This window comes from Desulfofundulus thermocisternus DSM 10259, from assembly GCF_000686645.1.
Lineage (GTDB): Bacteria > Bacillota > Desulfotomaculia > Desulfotomaculales > Desulfovirgulaceae > Desulfofundulus > Desulfofundulus australicus.
In genome coordinates this window covers 1-15,735 of the sequence record NZ_JMLG01000021.1, presented here as the reverse complement: position 1 = coordinate 15,735, position 15,735 = coordinate 1, and the positions used below count along the sequence as shown (strand labels likewise).

The following is a 15,735-nucleotide window of genomic DNA, read 5'->3' as shown; positions in this document are numbered from 1 at the left end:
CGATGGACCGTAAGGAAAAAAACGAGCTCATCGGTTCCCTGCCCGTGCCCGGGAAAAGCACAGGCGGGGAGGATGTTGCCGGGCAGGTTACCGGTGTGGTTCTGGCAGGCGGCAGCAGCCGCCGTATGGGTTTTAACAAGGCGTTAATCCAGTTCGGCCCGGAAAAGTTACTTGAACGGGTGGTAGCCCTGGTGAAGAAAGCCTTCACCGGGGTAATACTGGTGGCCAATGAGCCGGATAAATATGCTTATCTTGGCCTGCCCGTGGTTGGAGATATTTATCCGGGGCGGGGGCCGCTGGCGGGCATTCACGCGGGCCTGTGTGCAGCCCCTACCCCTTATATATTTGTGGTGGCCTGTGATATGCCTTTTATCGATCCCGGCCTGGCTCTTTACCTCTCCCGGCAGGCTCCGGGATTTGACGTGGTGGTGGTCCGGGATGGTCCCTACCTGGAGCCCCTTTTTGCTGTTTACGGCAAGGGCTGTCTCGGTGCTATTGAGTCAATCTTGAGGAGTAAAAACAGGGCAAGGGTAGTGGACTTTTTCCCCGCCGTGCGGGTAAAATATATTGAACGCCGTGATCTGTCAGGTTTTGCCGGGGTGGATAGGGTTTTCACAAATATTAATACCCCGCAGGATCTGGAGCGCGCCCTGCATATCCTCAAATAGACTGGACAGAGGGAATAGGAAATGCTTAAACTACTGTACCCCAGGCTGTATGTTGCAGATCTATCCGAAATAGACCTGGTTAAACTTAAAGATGCGGGTATTTGTGCCATTCTCCTGGATCTGGACAATACCATTGTGCCCCGGGATCAGAATTGTTTTTCCGATAAAGTCAGGGAGTGGATAGGGCAGGCCCGGGAACAGGGGTTCAAGCTCTGTATCGTTTCCAACAATTCCCCGGCACGGGTCCGGGCGCTGGCGGCAAGCCTGGATGTGCCGGCCGTTTGCCGGGCGGTCAAGCCCGCCCGGCGCCCTTTTATTCAGGCCATGAAGTTGCTGGGGGTGGCTCCCGGCCAGACTGCCGTCATCGGCGACCAGATTTTTACCGATGTACTGGGCGGCAACCGCCTGGGGCTTTATACCATCCTGGTGCCCCCCCTTCCCGGCCCTGAATTCTGGGGTACGCGCCTTTTCAACCGCCAGCTGGAAAAATTAATTCTCTGCCATATAAAAAGGCAAAGGCCGGGTGGTACGCTGGCCCGCTAGCCCGGCTCGAGCCGGCAGGCCGGGGCGGGTTTGCGGGCTGCGAGCGGTTATGGGTGGCACCGGCAGGCGACATAAACCGGGCAATTGCCGGAAGGGGCTGATGCTTTCCGTGAGCGAACTGATTAGTGCCCGTACCAGGGTTTGCGGGCTTCTCGGCTACCCAGTGGAGCATTCCTTTTCGCCGGCCATGCACAATGCGGCCTTCAGGCACCTTGGCCTGGATTTTGTTTACCTGGCTTTTCCCGTGCACCCGGAGAGACTGGAGGAGGCAGTAGCCGGGGTCCGGGCCCTGCACCTGGCCGGGGTCAACGTGACCGTACCCCATAAAGAAAAGGTTATACCTTACCTTGACGAATTGACCGACGGGGCCCGGCTGGCCGGAGCGGTAAATACCATCGTTCACCGGGAGGGGCACCTGGTGGGACACAACACCGACGGGGCCGGCTTTGTGCGCTTTCTTACCGCTGACGCCGGGTTCAACCCTGCCGGCAAGCGGGTCCTGGTCCTGGGGGCCGGGGGAGCGGCCAGGGCGGTAGCCGTTCACCTGGCCCTGGCCGGGGTTGAGCAGGTGCTGGTGGCCAACCGCACCCCTTCCCGGGCGGTGGAACTGGCCGCCCTGATCCATGACCAGACCCCCGCCCGGGCCTGTGCTGTACCCTGGCCGTCAGACGTTTTGCCCGGAGAGGTTGACCTGATCGTGCAGACCACTCCCCTGGGCATGCATCCCCGGGTGGACGCCTGCCCGGATTTCCCTTTTCACCGCCTGCGGCCGGAGCAGGTGGTGGTGGATCTGGTCTACAACCCGCCGCGCACCCTCTTTATGGAGCTGGCCGCCCGTTCCGGCGCCCGGGTTTATAACGGCCTGGGCATGCTCCTGTACCAGGGTGTGCTGGCCTTTGAACTGTGGACCGGGGAGAGGGCCCCGGTGGAAGTGATGCGCCGGGCCCTGCCCTTCTGATTGGAGAGCTGCGGGATTATAAAATAAGGGGGAATAAACCACGTGTTGCGTTACTTAACGGCCGGGGAATCACACGGCCCTGCATTGACGGCCATCATTGAAGGGCTGCCCGCCGGGCTCCCCCTGCCGGAAGATTATGTAAACCGGCAGCTGGCCCGCCGCCAGGGCGGTTATGGCCGGGGCGGCCGCATGCGGATCGAGCAGGACCGGGTGCGTTTTCTGGCCGGAGTCAGGGGTGGTTTCACCCTGGGCAGCCCCGTAGCCCTGTATATCGAAAACCGGGACTGGGCCAGCTGGCAGGAGATTATGGGTCCCGGTGCCGGTGCCCGGCTGGACCAGCGGGTGGTCACCAGACCCAGGCCGGGCCACGCCGACCTGGCCGGGGCTTTAAAATACGGCCACCGGGATATCCGCAACGTGCTGGAACGGGCCAGCGCCCGGGAGACGGCCGCCCGGGTGGCCGCCGGCAGTGTGGCCCGCCGTCTTCTGGAGGAACTGGGTATAGAGATCATCGGTCATGTGGTGCGCATAGGGCCGGTGGCGGTACCGGAACCGGGCGGTGATGAGGATATCCTGTGCACCTGCCTGGCTGAAACCGGCGGGGTGGCGGAACGGGAAGCTGTTTCCACCCCGGACCTGTCCCGCCTGCGGGAACTCCTGGATGCCTCTCCTGTTTACTGCCTTCACCGGGAAACGGCGGAGGCGATGATGCGTGAAATCGACCGGGCCCGGGAAGCCGGTGACTCCCTGGGGGGTATCTTTGAGATCCGGGTTTACGGCCTGCCCCCCGGCCTTGGCAGCTACGTGCACTGGGACCGCCGTCTGGACGGCCGTCTGGCCGGCGCGCTGATGAGCGTCCAGGCCATTAAGGGGGTTGAGATCGGCCTGGGTTTTGCCGGTGCCGCCCTGCCCGGCTCGCAGGTGCACGATGAGATATTTTACAGCCGGGAAAAGGGCTTTTACCGCCGCACCAACCGGGCCGGCGGCCTGGAGGGGGGCGTGACCAACGGGGAGCCTCTGGTCCTGCGGGCGGCCATGAAGCCAATTCCCACTTTGTATAAACCCCTGCGCAGCGTGGACCTGATATCAAAAGAGCCCTTTACCGCTTCGGTGGAGCGTTCCGATGTCTGTGCCGTGCCGGCCGCCTGCGTGGTGGGTGAGGCGGTGGTGGCCTGGGAAGTGGCGGCGGCCTGCGTGGAAAAATTCGGCGGTGACACCCTGCAGGAGATGAAGGCAAATTACCGCCGGTATCTCGAGTGTCTCCGGCGGGAAGCGGCCCCGGACATGGCGGGGGAGTGAAGATGAAGAATATTGTCCTGATCGGTTTTATGGGTACGGGGAAAAGCGCCGTGGGGCGGCGCCTGGCCGCCCGCCTGGGACGGGAATTTGTGGACACGGACGAGGAGATAGAGAGGGTTACCGGAAAGACCATTGCCCAGATTTTCGCCCGGGACGGGGAGATCCGGTTTCGCTCGGAAGAAGCCCTGGTGGTGAAGAAAATAGCCGCCAGGGAAAACCTGGTGGTAGCTACCGGGGGAGGAGTGGTGCTGAATCCCGAGAATGTACGGGCCCTGCAGAAAAACGGTGTGCTTATCGGGCTGAAGGCCGCTCCGGAAATAATCTACCGGCGGGTGAAGCGCAAGCGCAACCGGCCCCTGTTGAACGTGCCGGGGGATGTCCTGGAGCGGATCAAAACACTGCTGGCCGAACGGGCGGGAGCCTACGCGGTGGCGGAGTTTACCGTTGATACCGGGGGGCTTACCGTTGACGGCGTGGTGGAAAGGATTGTTGCTTACCTCGAGGAACGCGGGTTAATCCCGCCTGCCCCGGTAAGGAGTGCAGATAAATAAGCTTCAACACATAGTAACATCAGCAAATTCTTTAACCGGAAAGGATATGTCCATAATGCAGGAAGTTCACATTGACCTCGGTGCCCGCAGCTATGCCATACATATTGGTTCCGGCCTCCTGGCCCGGATGGGGAATTACCTCAAGGAATTCAGGTTTACTCCCCGGGTGCTCCTGGTTACCAACCCCGTGGTGGGTTCCCTTTACGGGGAGGCGGCCACAGCCGCCCTGGAAAATGCCGGCTTTGAAGTATTGCGGGCCGAAATACCCGAAGGAGAGGAATACAAGAGCCTGGTCACGGCTGAAAAGCTCTACGACCTGGCCTACACCCGCGAGCTGGACCGGCGGAGCCCCGTGGTGGCCCTGGGGGGTGGGGTGGTGGGAGACCTGGCCGGCTTTGTGGCGGCCACTTATTTGAGGGGCGTTCCCTTCGTCCAGGTGCCCACCACGCTCCTTGCCCAGGTGGACTCCAGCGTGGGGGGCAAGGTGGCCGTCAACCACCCCCGGGGCAAGAACATCATCGGCGCCTTTTACCAGCCCCGGCTGGTCCTGGCCGACCTGGATGTGCTGAAGACCCTGGACCCGCGGGAAGTGCGGGCCGGCCTGGCCGAGGTGATTAAATACGGCATCATTGCCGATGGGGATTTCTTTGCCTGGCTGGAGGAAAACCTGGAGCGCCTGCTGGCCCTGGAAGCGGGACCCCTGGCCCGTGCCGTGGCCGCTTCCTGCCGCATTAAAGCGCGGGTGGTGCAGGAGGACGAAACCGAACAGGGCCGCCGGGCCATCCTCAACTTCGGCCACACCCTGGGCCACGCCCTGGAGGCCCTCACCGGCTACACTACCTACCGCCACGGGGAGGCGGTGGCCATCGGGATGGTAGCGGCGGCGCGTCTGGCGGCGGCCCTGGGGATGCTTCCGGAAAGTAGCGCCGCGCGGCTGGTCAACCTTATCCGCCGGGCCGGGCTGCCGGTGGACATGCCGCCGGAACTGCCCACCGGGGATCTGCTGGCTTCCATGCGGCGGGATAAAAAAGTGCTGGCCGGGCGGCTTACCTTCGTCCTGCCGGTGGAAATAGGCCGGGTGGAGATTGTCCGGGACGTGCCGGAAGAAGCGGTGGAGCGGGTTCTGCGCTTGTGCCGTAATCAAGGATAAGGAGAGGTTGTCACTTGCCGCCGGCCTGGATCGGGTTCTTTTCTTTCCTCCTCGGCCTCTGTACCGGCAGCTTTTTAAACGTCTGCATCCACCGCCTGCCCCGGGGGATGTCCCTGGTGGCCCCGCCTTCCCACTGCCCGGCCTGCGGTGCACGCCTGGGCCCTCTGGATTTAATCCCCGTGCTGAGCTATCTATTCCTGCGGGGCCGCTGCCGCCACTGCCGCGGGGTGATTTCCCCCCGCTACCCCCTGGTGGAGCTTTTGACCGGGTTCGGCTTCCTGCTGATCACCCGGGAATACGGCTTCCACCTTTATACCGCCGGCCTGCTGGTCCTGTTTTCCGTCCTGGTGGTGGCCAGCTTCATCGACCTGGACCACCGCATCATCCCCGACCGGCTCACCCTCTTTGCCCTGGCCGCAGGCGTACTCCTGGCCGCCTTACGGGGGGCGGACTTTTTCAGGGACGGCCTCCTGGGCGCTGCCCTGGGGGGCGGGATTTTGCTGCTGGTGGCCCTTTTATCCCGGGGCGGTATGGGCGGCGGTGACGTGAAGCTGGCCTTTGCCCTGGGGTGGTACCTGGGCTGGCAGGAGATCCTGGTCGCCCTGTTCCTGGCGTTTTTGCTGGGTGCGGTTGTGGGGGGTTTATGGGCGCTCGGGACGGGGAGAACCCTTAAAACGGCCATTCCCTTCGGCCCGTTTCTTTCATCGGGGGCCATGCTGGCCGCGCTGGCAGGGGACAGGCTTATTTCCTGGTACCTGAACCTGTAAGGTGGTTCAGGTGGTGTCTTGTTCACCAGGAGGTAGCCGCAGGATACCTCTGGCGGGCCGGACAGGGGCCCGGAACAGTTGCTCCAGGCATCCGTAAAAGAGTACGGCGGGAGCGCTTCACTATTTGCCGGCTGAACATTTCTCTACGGGAGCTGGAACAATGACCAGGAGAAAGCTACTGGGAGAGCGGCTTGTCGAAGAGGGGTTGATCACCCAGGAGCAGCTGGGGGAAGCCCTGCGGGTGCAGGCCCGGACGGGGGAACTGCTGGGTCAGGTTCTGGTAAAATTGGGAATGGTAAGCCCGCAGGATTTGAACCGGGTGCTGGCTGCCGACGGGGTAATTGTGGATGACAGGAAGGTGGTCGACCCGCAGCTTTTAAAAATAGTTCCGGAAAGTTTAATTCGCCGGTACCGGCTCTTTCCCCTGAGAAAATCGGGCAGGCGCCTGCTGGTGGCCATGACCGAGCCTCTGAACGTGGTGGCCATCGATGACCTGCGCCTGGTGACCGGCCTGGATATTGAGCCGGTGGTGGCCAATGAAAAGGAGATAAATGCCTTAATTGAAAGGCATCTTGGTTTTCCCGAAGTGGAAAAGGCCCTGCAGGAAATGGGTCCGGAACAGGCACCTGAGGAGGATGCCGGTGAGATCGTAGTCGACGAGGCACCCATCATTCAACTGGTCAATGCCATCATCATGCGGGCCCTGGACGAGGAGGCCAGCGACATACATATTGAACCCTTTGAAAAGGACATCCGGGTGCGTTACCGGGTGGACGGCCTCCTGAGGGAAGTAATGCGCCTGCCCCGGAGGATGAGCCAGGCCGTGGTTTCACGGGTAAAAATCATGGCCAGCATGGACATTGCCAAAAGGCGCCTTCCTCAGGACGGACGCATCCTCCTGAAGCTTCCCGGGCGCGACCTGGATCTGCGGGTGTCCACCATTCCCACCCTCTTTGGCGAGAAGGTGGTTGTGCGCATCCTGGACAAGGAGAGCATCAAGAATCTCAGCCTGGAAAACCTGGGATTTTCCCCCGCCAATTTAAAGGTGTTCCGGAACTTTCTGCGGAGCTCCTGCGGCATGATCCTGGTTACCGGGCCCACCGGCAGCGGCAAAACCACCACCCTTTATGCGGCTTTAAATGCGATTAATTCCGTGGAAACGAACATTGTTACGGTGGAGGATCCCGTGGAATACGTGCTCGAGGGCGTAAATCAGGCCCAGGTCAACGTGAAGGCGGGGGCCACCTTCGCTACTTACCTGCGCTCCATCCTGCGCCAGGATCCGGATGTGATCATGGTGGGCGAGATCCGGGACCTGGAGACGGCGGAAATTGCCGTGCGGGCGGCCACCACCGGCCACCTGGTGCTTTCCACCCTGCACACCAACGACGCTCCGGGAGCCCTTACCAGGCTGGTGGATATGGGGATCGAGCCTTTTATGGTGGCCTCTTCCGTTCTGGGGGTGGTGGCCCAGCGGCTGGTGCGCCGCGTATGCCCCGTCTGCCGCGCTCCGTATGAGCCCCGGGAGGCGGAGCTGTCCTTTGCCGGGCCGGGGATGCAGTCCGCGCAGCTTTTTGCCGGGCGGGGCTGTGAGCACTGCAACCACACCGGCTACCGCGGCCGGATTGCCGTCCATGAGGTGCTGGTGGTTACGCCGGCCCTCCAGCGGCTGATCCTGAAAGGGGCATCCACCGAGGAGTTGCGCCGGGAAGCACTGCGGCAGGGCATGGTGTCCCTCAAGGAGGACGGGCTGCGGAAGGTCCGGGAAGGCACCACCACCATTGCCGAGATCATGCGCGTTGCCTTTCGGGAGGAGAAAATATGAAGGCCGTGGATATCATTGCCCAGGCGGCAAAATTGAAGGCTTCGGACGTCCACCTCACCGTGGGCTGTCCGCCCGTCTACCGCATTAACGGTGTATTGCTGCCGCTGGACGCGCCCGAACTGAAAGGCAAACTGGACGTGATCAAGGAAGAGCAAATAAAAACACTGGCGCCGGAAGATACCCGGGCGCTGGCCGGCGAAATCATGACCCCGGACCAGTATTCCCGGTTCGAGGAGAAGGGCGAGCTTGACTTTTCCTGCGGGGTGCCCGGTGTGACGAGGGTGCGGGTGAACGTTTTCCGCCAGCGGGGCAGTGTGGCCATGGTCATGCGGCTCCTGAGCACCCGGATACCGACCTTTCAGGAGCTGGGCCTGCCGGAAGTGCTGGGATACCTGGCCCGCCGGCCCGACGGCCTGGTCCTGGTTACCGGGCCCACGGGCAGCGGCAAGTCCACTACCCTGGCCGCCATGATTGATCTGCTCAACCGGGAGAAAAGGCTGCACATCATTACCCTGGAAGACCCCATCGAGTACCTGCACAGGCACAATCTCTGCATCATCAACCAGCGGGAAATCGGTCAGGATACTCAGTCATTTGCCAGCGCCCTCCGGGCCGCCCTGCGCGAGGACCCCGATGTGATCCTGGTGGGTGAGATGCGGGATCTGGAAACCATTGCTACCGCCATCACCGCCGCGGAAACGGGCCACCTGGTGCTGGCCACCCTGCACACCTCCAGCGCGGCGGAAACCATTGACCGCATTATCGACGTGTTCCCGCCCGGCCAGCAGCAGCAGGTCCGCATCCAGCTGGCCAGCACCATTGAGGGAATTGTTTCCCAGCAGCTTATCCCCAGGTGTGATCGGCCCGGCCGGGTGCTGGCCCTGGAGATCATGGTGGCCACCCCGGCCATAAGGAACCTGATCCGGGAAGGGAAAACCTACCAGATCCCTTCCCAGATGCAGACGGGGGCCCGCTTCGGCATGCAGACCATGGACACTTCCCTGCGCCTGCTCTACCAGAAGGGGATGATCAGCAGGGAAGAGCTCCTCAACCGGGCCCGCGACCCGGAGACACTGCAGCGCATAATAGGGGGTTGAGGCTGGATGCCGCGTGTGTTCAGGTACAGGGCGCGCAACCTTTCCGGCAGACTGGTGAGGGGCCGCGTGGAGGCGGACAGCCGGAGTGCGGCCGTCCTCCTCCTGCGGGAAAAGAACCTTTTCGTGGTGGACATAAAACCCGAGTCCGGGCCCGTCCTTGACCTGAGGAAATTGCTGGGGCTGAAGATAAAGACCCGGGATCTGGCCGTGTTCTGCCGCCAGTTTGCCACCATGAGCGAGGCGGGAATACCCCTCCTGCGGTGCCTGCACATTCTGGTCCAGCAGACGGAAAACAGGTCCCTCCGCCGTGTGCTGGAGGATGTCCTGGCCGGGGTGCAGAAGGGCAGGGGCCTGAGCGAGGCCCTTTCCGCCCACAGGGACCTGCTGCCCGGCATACTCATCAATATGGTGGCGGCCGGGGAGGTGGGCGGCACCCTGGATCAGGCCCTGGGCCGCCTGGCCGTTCATTTTGAAAGGGAAAACGAGCTCAGGGAAAAGATCAGGTCGGCCATGACCTACCCCCTGCTGGTTGCCGGTATGGCCTTCCTGGCCGTGATTGCCCTGCTGATCATCGTTGTGCCCATTTTTGTGGACATTTTCAACCAGATGGGGGCCGCCCTGCCCCTGCCCACGCGCATATTAATTGGCGTCAGCAGCTTCCTCACCCGGTACTGGTACGCGCTGCCGATCATGCTGGGGGCCCTGTTTTTGGGTGCAAGGCGCCTTCTTGCCACCGAGGGGGGTAAGCGGGTTTTCGACCAGATGCTGATCCGCCTGCCCGTTTTCGGTGCTTTGGTGCAAAAAGGCGTCGTGGCCCGCTGTGCCCGCACCCTGGCCACCCTCCTGCGCAGCGGCGTACCTCTCATAAAATCGCTGGAGACGGTGGAAAAGGTGGCCGGCAATACCCTGGCGGCCCGGGAAATTGCCGCGGCCAGGGAAAGCATCCGCGAAGGCGAGAGAATAGCCCCCGTGCTGTCAACCAGCAGGATTTTCCCGCCCATGGCCGTGAACATGATTGCCGTGGGCGAGGAGTCGGGCAACCTGGACGATCTTCTGGAAAAGCTGGCCCTCTTTTACGAGCAGGAGGTGGAGGCTGCCGTGGCCCGCCTCTCCAGCCTGGTGGAACCCTTCCTGATTGCCGGCGTGGGGCTGGTGGTGGCTTTCATCGCCCTCTCCATCTACCTGCCCCTCTTCAGCATGGCCGGTGCCATGCAGGGAGGCGCCATGCCCGGGGGCATGCCCTGAAAAAAATTGCAGAAAGTGCTGGAAAAAAGACCCGGCCTGGAATAAAATACTTCTTGAAATCGTGTTTGGTGGGAGGTGAAGAAGGTCTTAATCGGCTGTTCCCGGCTGACTGACCGGTCATTGAGAAAGGAGGCGTGCAGAATCCATGTCTATTTTCAAGCGATGCCTGCGCAATGAAAAGGGCTTCACCATGATTGAGATGATGGTCGTCCTGATCATCATCGCCGTGCTGATTGCCGGGGGGATCAAATTTTATTTGGGCAATATTGAGAAGTCGAAGCTGAGTCGAGCAAGGATGGAGCTTTACAATATGGCTGCAATATTAGATGCGTATTATGCTGAAACCGGGCAATATCCTGCAAATGAAAGTGAAGCGATAGAAAAAGCTGGTTTGCCGGAGGATGAGGACAGTAATAGTGGTGAACGTAAGTTGATAAAAAACCCTTGGGGTAAGAATTATGAGTATACGGGTGGTACAGGTACGTATAAAATAGAGGCAAATGATGGTGATATTGTTAAGGTATATGCTGAAGGTAATAATGGTAAATCAATAGTTGAATATGGTCCACCCCCTGAAGATTAAATTATGAAAGCCAGCCCCAATAAAAAAGGGGCCTTCTTTTTTTCTATCCCTGAGGGCAAAAAAGGCAAACCAGGGCAATTCCTGCCGCCCCCGCCATTGAGGAGCCCCGGCACAGGATCACAAAATTTTTGAAAAGCACGTACCTGCGGGTTTCATCCACACGGCCATAATTTCCCTGCAATTGTTTGGTGGAGGAAGGTCACCCGGCAGGAATTTTTCGGGAACCGTGGAATTAGTCAAAATATGTTTTTAAAAGGCCGGTGAGGGGTGAAGATGGGCTGGAAGAGCGGGAGCGGCATGAGCCTGATCGAGGTGGTGGTGGCTGTCGCCGTTCTGGGGCTGGTGACCGTTGCCCTGCTCCAGCTTTTTCTCACCGGCAGCGTTTTCACCGCCGTGGCCGGCCACGAGGTGGCCGCCGCCAACCTGGCGCAGGAAGTCCTGGAGGAGATAAAAAGCATTCCCTGGAACCAGATCGGAACTGCGCAGGGAGGTACGGCCGATAAGATTTTACTGGACCCTGCGGCCGGCAGTGAAAATGGAAAGTACATGTGGCACACCATTGCCCTTACCAGCGGTACGGGCGCCGGCCAGGTGAGGCAGGTCGTCGAGTACAGTGATATCAACACGGCCACCGTAAGCCTTCCCTGGGATGAGGTGCCGGACAATACCACGCGGTATATTCTGTTCCCGTGGCCCGTTTCCGGCAAAGCGCAAGGAGGTACTTCCAATACCATTGTTTTGGATAGCAGCTTAAGCCAGGAGGATGGCTACTACAAAGGTTACTTGATCGCCATCACTGGCGGCAGGGGTACAGGGCAGTGGCGAAGAGTTGTATCGTCTACCGGCAGCACGGTCACTGTGGACCCGCCCTGGAACGATGTGCCGGACGCAACTTCGGAGTACAGGATGGTCCGGGAAACATGCCCCTACCGGGTGCTCGAGAAAGGGGTGGCTGCATCCGGCGATCTGATTACGTTTGAAGTCACCGTCATCTACCAGGATCGGGGGCAGCTGCGGGAGGTATCCCTGACTACAGATAAGCTCAGGCGGTGAGGGATGTGGGCGGTGAGCGGGGCTTCACCCTGGTGGAAGCCGTTGTGGCCATGACTATTTTTTCTTTTGTGGCCGTGCTGGTGGCCGCCCTTTACCTGCACGGTTATCGAAGTTACAGCCGGGAGAGCGACAGGATCGAAGTGCAGGAAAACCTGCGGTTTGCGGCAAGTGTGATGGCGAGCAGAATAAGGCAGGCCAAAAATATTAGGGTTTACCGGGCCGACGGTACAGAGAGCACCGAAGGTACAGGGATCAGGATTGAGTTCAACAATTCTGCGGCAGGGTTTCGTTTCGATGCTGGTCATGGGGAGATCGAGGAAAAATATGATGGTGCCTGGCAGCCCCTGGCCAGCAACATTAAAAGCCTGGTTTTTAATTACGATGAAAGCAGGCAAGTGGTGACCATCAGTATTGTTGGTGAAACGGGTGAAAGCGGCCCTGTCAGCCTGTCCACAACCGTTCACTTGCGTGTTTCTCAGGATTCCCGGTAAAAAGCAGGGGGTGGCGCGTGTGTTCTCCGGCCGCAGCGGTCAGGCCCTTGTTCTTGTGCTGTTGATGACCACCTTTATTTTCCTGGTCGGAGGCGCAGCCCTGGCCTTGAGCCTCCCGGCCCGCAGAAACGCTGCGCTGGACGTTTTTCAAAAAAAGGCATACTACATCGCTGAAGCAGGAGTGGAGAAAGCGCTGGAATATATTAATACGCATCGAGAGTGGTTGCAAAGCTTACCAGTAAACCAGCGCCAACCGGTACCGTTATCAGAATTGCCGTTAATGGATTATTATGATGGTACTTTAAAAGAGGTCTACATAACAAAGTTGAGGGATATGCCTGCGGCGGCAATTAGAATAGAATCAAAAGGCAGGTTTGAGAGCGCAACAAAGAAAATAACAGTTGAAGGTTTGCTAACGAGTCCGGCTAATCTTTTACGCGGACTCGCCGTATTGCAGCCAGAAGAAAGTAGTTTTGATTTTAAAGGTAGTTTTAATTTCAATGGCGTCGGAAGTGACTTACCCAGGGCATCCATTATTTGGAATGGAGAAGTCAGTTTTGGTAACGGCACGACTTTAAAGAATGTTGATGTTTTTGCCTCGGGGAATATCAGAGACCTTGGAGGAAATAAAAGTGAAGATGTAAACTCAAATCCGAATTACCCATATATTCCTGACTTTCCCCAAATCGATATTGATTGGTATAGAAATGTTGCTGACAGTTGCTACTATGAAGACAAAACGCTTAGACTTAACAATACTCATTGTAATGGTGTAATTTTTATTGACGGCAATTTAATAATTTCTGGTACATACACAGGCAGGGCTATAATTGTTGTAACTGGAAACATTATCATTGACGGAGAACTTACCGGGGGAAGTAACGACATACTGGTCTTGATGGCTCCTAACGGGAAAGTCACGCTAGATACGCAGGGAAATAACGAGATTCATGCGTTTATAATTGCAGGTATAACAGTGAGCGATCTAAAGGGCAAACAAGAAGTAAAGGGTGGTATTTTGACAAGACACTTTAGTTTCCAAGGGGAAGGTTCTGGAAACGTAACTATTACTGCTGAGATAGAGAAGTTGCAGTCGCTATTGAATGAGACGGATTTTCTTAATGGATTTAAGAATACAGTGAAAGTTATTTCCTGGAATGAAGGAGCAGGGTAAGTTAATTATTTATTGCTATATGTTCAATTATAAGTTTAATTAGCATGTAAAGGTGGATTTGGCCAAATGAAGAGCTTCCTTCAGCACCTCCTCCCCCGTAAAACACACTTCATGGGTATAGACGTGGGTACATACGAAATAAAAGTGGCGGAAGTAAAGGTGATTGACGGCATGCCGGAAGTGGTGGCCCTGCGGCGCCGCCCCAGCCCGCAGGGGGTGTGGACTAAAGAATTCGATGAAGAGGAGCTGGTGGAAGCGCTGAAGGAAATTGCCGGTTCCGGGTTGAGGGAGGCAATTACCTGTATCGGCGGGGAAAATGTGGTGGGCCGCATCGTGCGCCTGCCGCCCATGGAAGAAAAGGAACTGGAGCAGGCCGTGCGCTTCGAGGTGGAGCGATTTGTGCCCACACCGGTGGACCAGTTGATTATCCGGTCCGTGTGGCTGGAGGAGGGGGAAGACGGGGCGGAAGAAACGCCGCGGAGAAAAACTTCCTCCCCGCGGGCGGGGGAGGAAGGAGCGAAGGGTCTGCTCATCCTGGCCGTACCGGCGGCGGTAATTTACCAGTACCACAGCATTTTTTCCCGTGCCGGGTTGCTGGTCACCGCCGTTGACCTGCAGGCTTTTGCCCTCTGGCGTCTTTTTGGCCGTGGAGCACCGGGCACGGTGGCCATTGCGGACATCGGGGCGCAGACCTCCCACCTGGTGGTGGTGCGGGAGGGAGTCATCCGGTTCCTGCGCCTTTTGCCCGTGGGCGGGAATGCCGTAAGCAACTTCCTGGCGGATACCTACGGCGTGGAATTTGCGGAAGCGGAAAAGATGAAGCTGGAGGCGGCCGCCTCCGGGGAGAATGAAAACCCCGGCTTTCCGGGGGTACTGCGGGAGGCGGATCTCTTTCACGGCGGGATCATGGAAATAACCAGGGAGCTGAAAAGGTCGCTGGAATTTTATTACACGCAGGAAAAGGACCGGGTGGAAAGGGTTATCTTGAGCGGCGGGGCGGTTAAGCTCGGGGAGCTGCCGGAACACCTCCAGGAAGCGCTGGAAATACCCGTGGAAGTGGGACTGCCGGAGATCGGGCTGCCGGATGACATCCAGTACGACCCGGCCTACGCAGTAGCCATCGGCCTGGCCTTGAGGGAAGTGGTATGATGTACCGGGTCAACCTGCTGCCGCCAAAACTGCAGCGCGAGGGTACCATCGACGTCCGCCGCCTTTTCCTCCTGGCTGGTATCACTGTTCTTCTCGCCGGATTTGTGGGGCTGTGCGTATTTTTTCCCGTGAACTATTTCCTGATGAAGAACGAGCTGGACCTGACCAGGCAGCAGATTGCCGAACTGGAACCGGTGGTTAACCGGGTGCAGGCCCTGCGAAAGGAAAGGCAGGACCTGGAGAAGGCGGTGGCCGAATACCGCACCATATTCAGGGAAAGAAAGACCTGGAGCAGCTTTATATCCGGGCTGGACTCCATTACCCCCGTGGATCTGTGGCTGACGGGGCTGGAGATTTCCCACCGGCAGGAACCGGGAGAAAGGGGTGAAGGCGGAACCGCCGGTGGCAGTGCAGGGAGCCGGCCTGCAGGTAGCCCGGACAGGCCCAATATGGTGGTCTTTAAAGGGGTTTCCCGCACCCTTTCTTCGGTGGGCGTTTTTGAGCAGCACCTGCACCAGCTCGGGGTCTTCGAGCGGCTGGAACTGAAGAAAATAAGTGCAGGAGATAACGGCCTCAACTTTGAAATTACCGGTTATCTGAGGGAGGTTTGTAGCAGTTACCAACAGGCCAACAAATATTGACAAAACATAACAAAACAGTTACCATGAAGTTATGGAACTATTAACCATCAGCAAAGCGGCAAAAAAATTAGGCGTTCATCCCAACAGCCTGCGCAACTGGGAAAAACGCGGCTTAATCAAGCCCGTCCGTTTGCCTGGAGGCCAGCGCAGGTACTCTATGGACGAACTCAACAGGCTCCTGCAGTCCGGTCAGTTGACTGACGGGCAGGAAGCAGTCGTGCTTTACGCCCGGGTATCCACAAAAAAGCAGGCCGACGCGGGCAACCTGAACCGGCAGATCGAACGGCTGCGGCAGTACGCCCGGGAAAACGGTTTTACCATCAGGGCGGAGTTCACAGACGTGGCCAGCGGCCTGAACCAGAAGCGCCGCGGTTTAGCGAACGTGCTCAAGCTGGCCGAGCAGGGCGAGTATAAGAAGCTCATCATCGAATATCCCGACCGGCTGGCCCGGTTTGGTTATGAGTATATCGAGCGGCATTTAAGGTACTGCGGCGTAGAAATAATCGCCATAGCTGAAAAAGAGCCGGAGGACGTCAATTCC

17 protein-coding genes are annotated in these 15,735 nt (G+C 58.7%); all 17 read left to right on the top strand.

Annotation, left to right across the window (positions count from 1 at the left end):
- The first annotated feature begins 2 nt into the window (after nucleotides 1-2).
- Nucleotides 3-668 (top strand): molybdenum cofactor guanylyltransferase, encoded by a 666-nt coding sequence (gene mobA, locus BR83_RS15815; protein WP_051618189.1) that lies wholly within the window; start codon nucleotides 3-5, stop codon nucleotides 666-668.
- 21 nt (nucleotides 669-689) lie between these two features.
- Nucleotides 690-1,211, top strand: a complete 522-nt coding sequence (locus BR83_RS0111690; RefSeq protein ID WP_027357233.1) for a YqeG family HAD IIIA-type phosphatase — start codon at nucleotides 690-692, stop codon at nucleotides 1,209-1,211.
- A gap of 109 nt (nucleotides 1,212-1,320) precedes the next feature.
- On the top strand, nucleotides 1,321-2,169 hold the full coding sequence (locus tag BR83_RS0111685) for a shikimate dehydrogenase (RefSeq protein ID WP_027357232.1): 849 nt from the start codon (nucleotides 1,321-1,323) through the stop codon (nucleotides 2,167-2,169).
- Nucleotides 2,170-2,211: 42 nt separating this feature from the next.
- Nucleotides 2,212-3,468, top strand: a complete 1,257-nt coding sequence (gene aroC, locus BR83_RS0111680) for a chorismate synthase (RefSeq protein ID WP_027357231.1) — start codon at nucleotides 2,212-2,214, stop codon at nucleotides 3,466-3,468.
- A gap of 2 nt (nucleotides 3,469-3,470) precedes the next feature.
- Complete coding sequence (locus BR83_RS0111675) at nucleotides 3,471-4,019, top strand: shikimate kinase (RefSeq protein ID WP_027357230.1); 549 nt, start codon at nucleotides 3,471-3,473, stop codon at nucleotides 4,017-4,019.
- A 55-nt stretch (nucleotides 4,020-4,074) separates the two neighbouring features.
- Nucleotides 4,075-5,169: a 3-dehydroquinate synthase gene (aroB, locus tag BR83_RS0111670; RefSeq protein WP_027357229.1), complete on the top strand. Its 1,095-nt coding sequence runs from the start codon at nucleotides 4,075-4,077 to the stop codon at nucleotides 5,167-5,169.
- A gap of 14 nt (nucleotides 5,170-5,183) precedes the next feature.
- Nucleotides 5,184-5,936: a prepilin peptidase gene (locus tag BR83_RS0111665; RefSeq protein ID WP_051618187.1), complete on the top strand. Its 753-nt coding sequence runs from the start codon at nucleotides 5,184-5,186 to the stop codon at nucleotides 5,934-5,936.
- Nucleotides 5,937-6,096: 160 nt separating this feature from the next.
- The gene (gene gspE / locus BR83_RS0111660) at nucleotides 6,097-7,761 is read left to right on the top strand and encodes a type II secretion system ATPase GspE (RefSeq protein ID WP_027357227.1); all 1,665 of its coding nucleotides are present in this window, start codon (nucleotides 6,097-6,099) and stop codon (nucleotides 7,759-7,761) included.
- Nucleotides 7,758-8,858, top strand: a complete 1,101-nt coding sequence (locus BR83_RS0111655) for a type IV pilus twitching motility protein PilT (protein WP_027357226.1) — start codon at nucleotides 7,758-7,760, stop codon at nucleotides 8,856-8,858. Before gspE ends, BR83_RS0111655 begins: the two co-directional genes overlap by 4 nt.
- Nucleotides 8,859-8,864: 6 nt before the next feature.
- Nucleotides 8,865-10,103 (top strand): type II secretion system F family protein, encoded by a 1,239-nt coding sequence (locus BR83_RS0111650; protein WP_027357225.1) that lies wholly within the window; start codon nucleotides 8,865-8,867, stop codon nucleotides 10,101-10,103.
- Nucleotides 10,104-10,248: 145 nt separating this feature from the next.
- Nucleotides 10,249-10,686, top strand: a complete 438-nt coding sequence (locus tag BR83_RS16465) for a type IV pilin protein (RefSeq protein WP_051618185.1) — start codon at nucleotides 10,249-10,251, stop codon at nucleotides 10,684-10,686.
- A gap of 273 nt (nucleotides 10,687-10,959) precedes the next feature.
- Nucleotides 10,960-11,739, top strand: coding sequence for a prepilin-type N-terminal cleavage/methylation domain-containing protein (locus BR83_RS0111635; protein ID WP_114679220.1), 780 nt, complete (start codon nucleotides 10,960-10,962; stop codon nucleotides 11,737-11,739).
- 5 nt (nucleotides 11,740-11,744) lie between these two features.
- Entirely contained in the window at nucleotides 11,745-12,230 is a 486-nt protein-coding gene (locus BR83_RS0111630) for a PilW family protein (RefSeq protein ID WP_157833013.1), read from the top strand.
- Between the two features lie 19 nt (nucleotides 12,231-12,249).
- Nucleotides 12,250-13,404, top strand: coding sequence for a pilus assembly PilX N-terminal domain-containing protein (locus tag BR83_RS0111625; RefSeq protein WP_027357222.1), 1,155 nt, complete (start codon nucleotides 12,250-12,252; stop codon nucleotides 13,402-13,404).
- A gap of 66 nt (nucleotides 13,405-13,470) precedes the next feature.
- Entirely contained in the window at nucleotides 13,471-14,553 is a 1,083-nt protein-coding gene (gene pilM / locus BR83_RS0111620; RefSeq protein WP_027357221.1) for a type IV pilus assembly protein PilM, read from the top strand.
- A complete protein-coding gene (locus BR83_RS0111615; RefSeq protein WP_157833012.1) occupies nucleotides 14,550-15,194 on the top strand; it encodes a PilN domain-containing protein in 645 nt (214 codons plus the stop codon). Before pilM ends, BR83_RS0111615 begins: the two co-directional genes overlap by 4 nt.
- A 31-nt stretch (nucleotides 15,195-15,225) precedes the next feature.
- Nucleotides 15,226-15,735 (top strand): IS607 family transposase (locus BR83_RS0111610; RefSeq protein WP_027357219.1); only part of this gene is annotated, 510 nt, incomplete at its 3' end.

What these genes read in the sequence shown, in the direction of transcription:
- pilM (WP_027357221.1), top strand. Translation starts at nt 13,471, where the DNA reads ATGAAGAGCTTCCTTCAGCACCTCCTCCCCCGTAAAACACACTTCATG.
- BR83_RS0111655 (WP_027357226.1), top strand. Translation starts at nt 7,758, where the DNA reads ATGAAGGCCGTGGATATCATTGCCCAGGCGGCAAAATTGAAGGCTTCG.
- gspE (WP_027357227.1), top strand. Translation starts at nt 6,097, where the DNA reads ATGACCAGGAGAAAGCTACTGGGAGAGCGGCTTGTCGAAGAGGGGTTG.
- BR83_RS0111650 (WP_027357225.1), top strand. Translation starts at nt 8,865, where the DNA reads ATGCCGCGTGTGTTCAGGTACAGGGCGCGCAACCTTTCCGGCAGACTG.
- mobA (WP_051618189.1), top strand. Translation starts at nt 3, where the DNA reads ATGGACCGTAAGGAAAAAAACGAGCTCATCGGTTCCCTGCCCGTGCCC.
- BR83_RS0111675 (WP_027357230.1), top strand. Translation starts at nt 3,471, where the DNA reads ATGAAGAATATTGTCCTGATCGGTTTTATGGGTACGGGGAAAAGCGCC.
- BR83_RS0111635 (WP_114679220.1), top strand. Translation starts at nt 10,960, where the DNA reads ATGGGCTGGAAGAGCGGGAGCGGCATGAGCCTGATCGAGGTGGTGGTG.
- BR83_RS0111690 (WP_027357233.1), top strand. Translation starts at nt 690, where the DNA reads ATGCTTAAACTACTGTACCCCAGGCTGTATGTTGCAGATCTATCCGAA.
- BR83_RS0111615 (WP_157833012.1), top strand. Translation starts at nt 14,550, where the DNA reads ATGATGTACCGGGTCAACCTGCTGCCGCCAAAACTGCAGCGCGAGGGT.
- aroB (WP_027357229.1), top strand. Translation starts at nt 4,075, where the DNA reads ATGCAGGAAGTTCACATTGACCTCGGTGCCCGCAGCTATGCCATACAT.
- BR83_RS16465 (WP_051618185.1), top strand. Translation starts at nt 10,249, where the DNA reads ATGTCTATTTTCAAGCGATGCCTGCGCAATGAAAAGGGCTTCACCATG.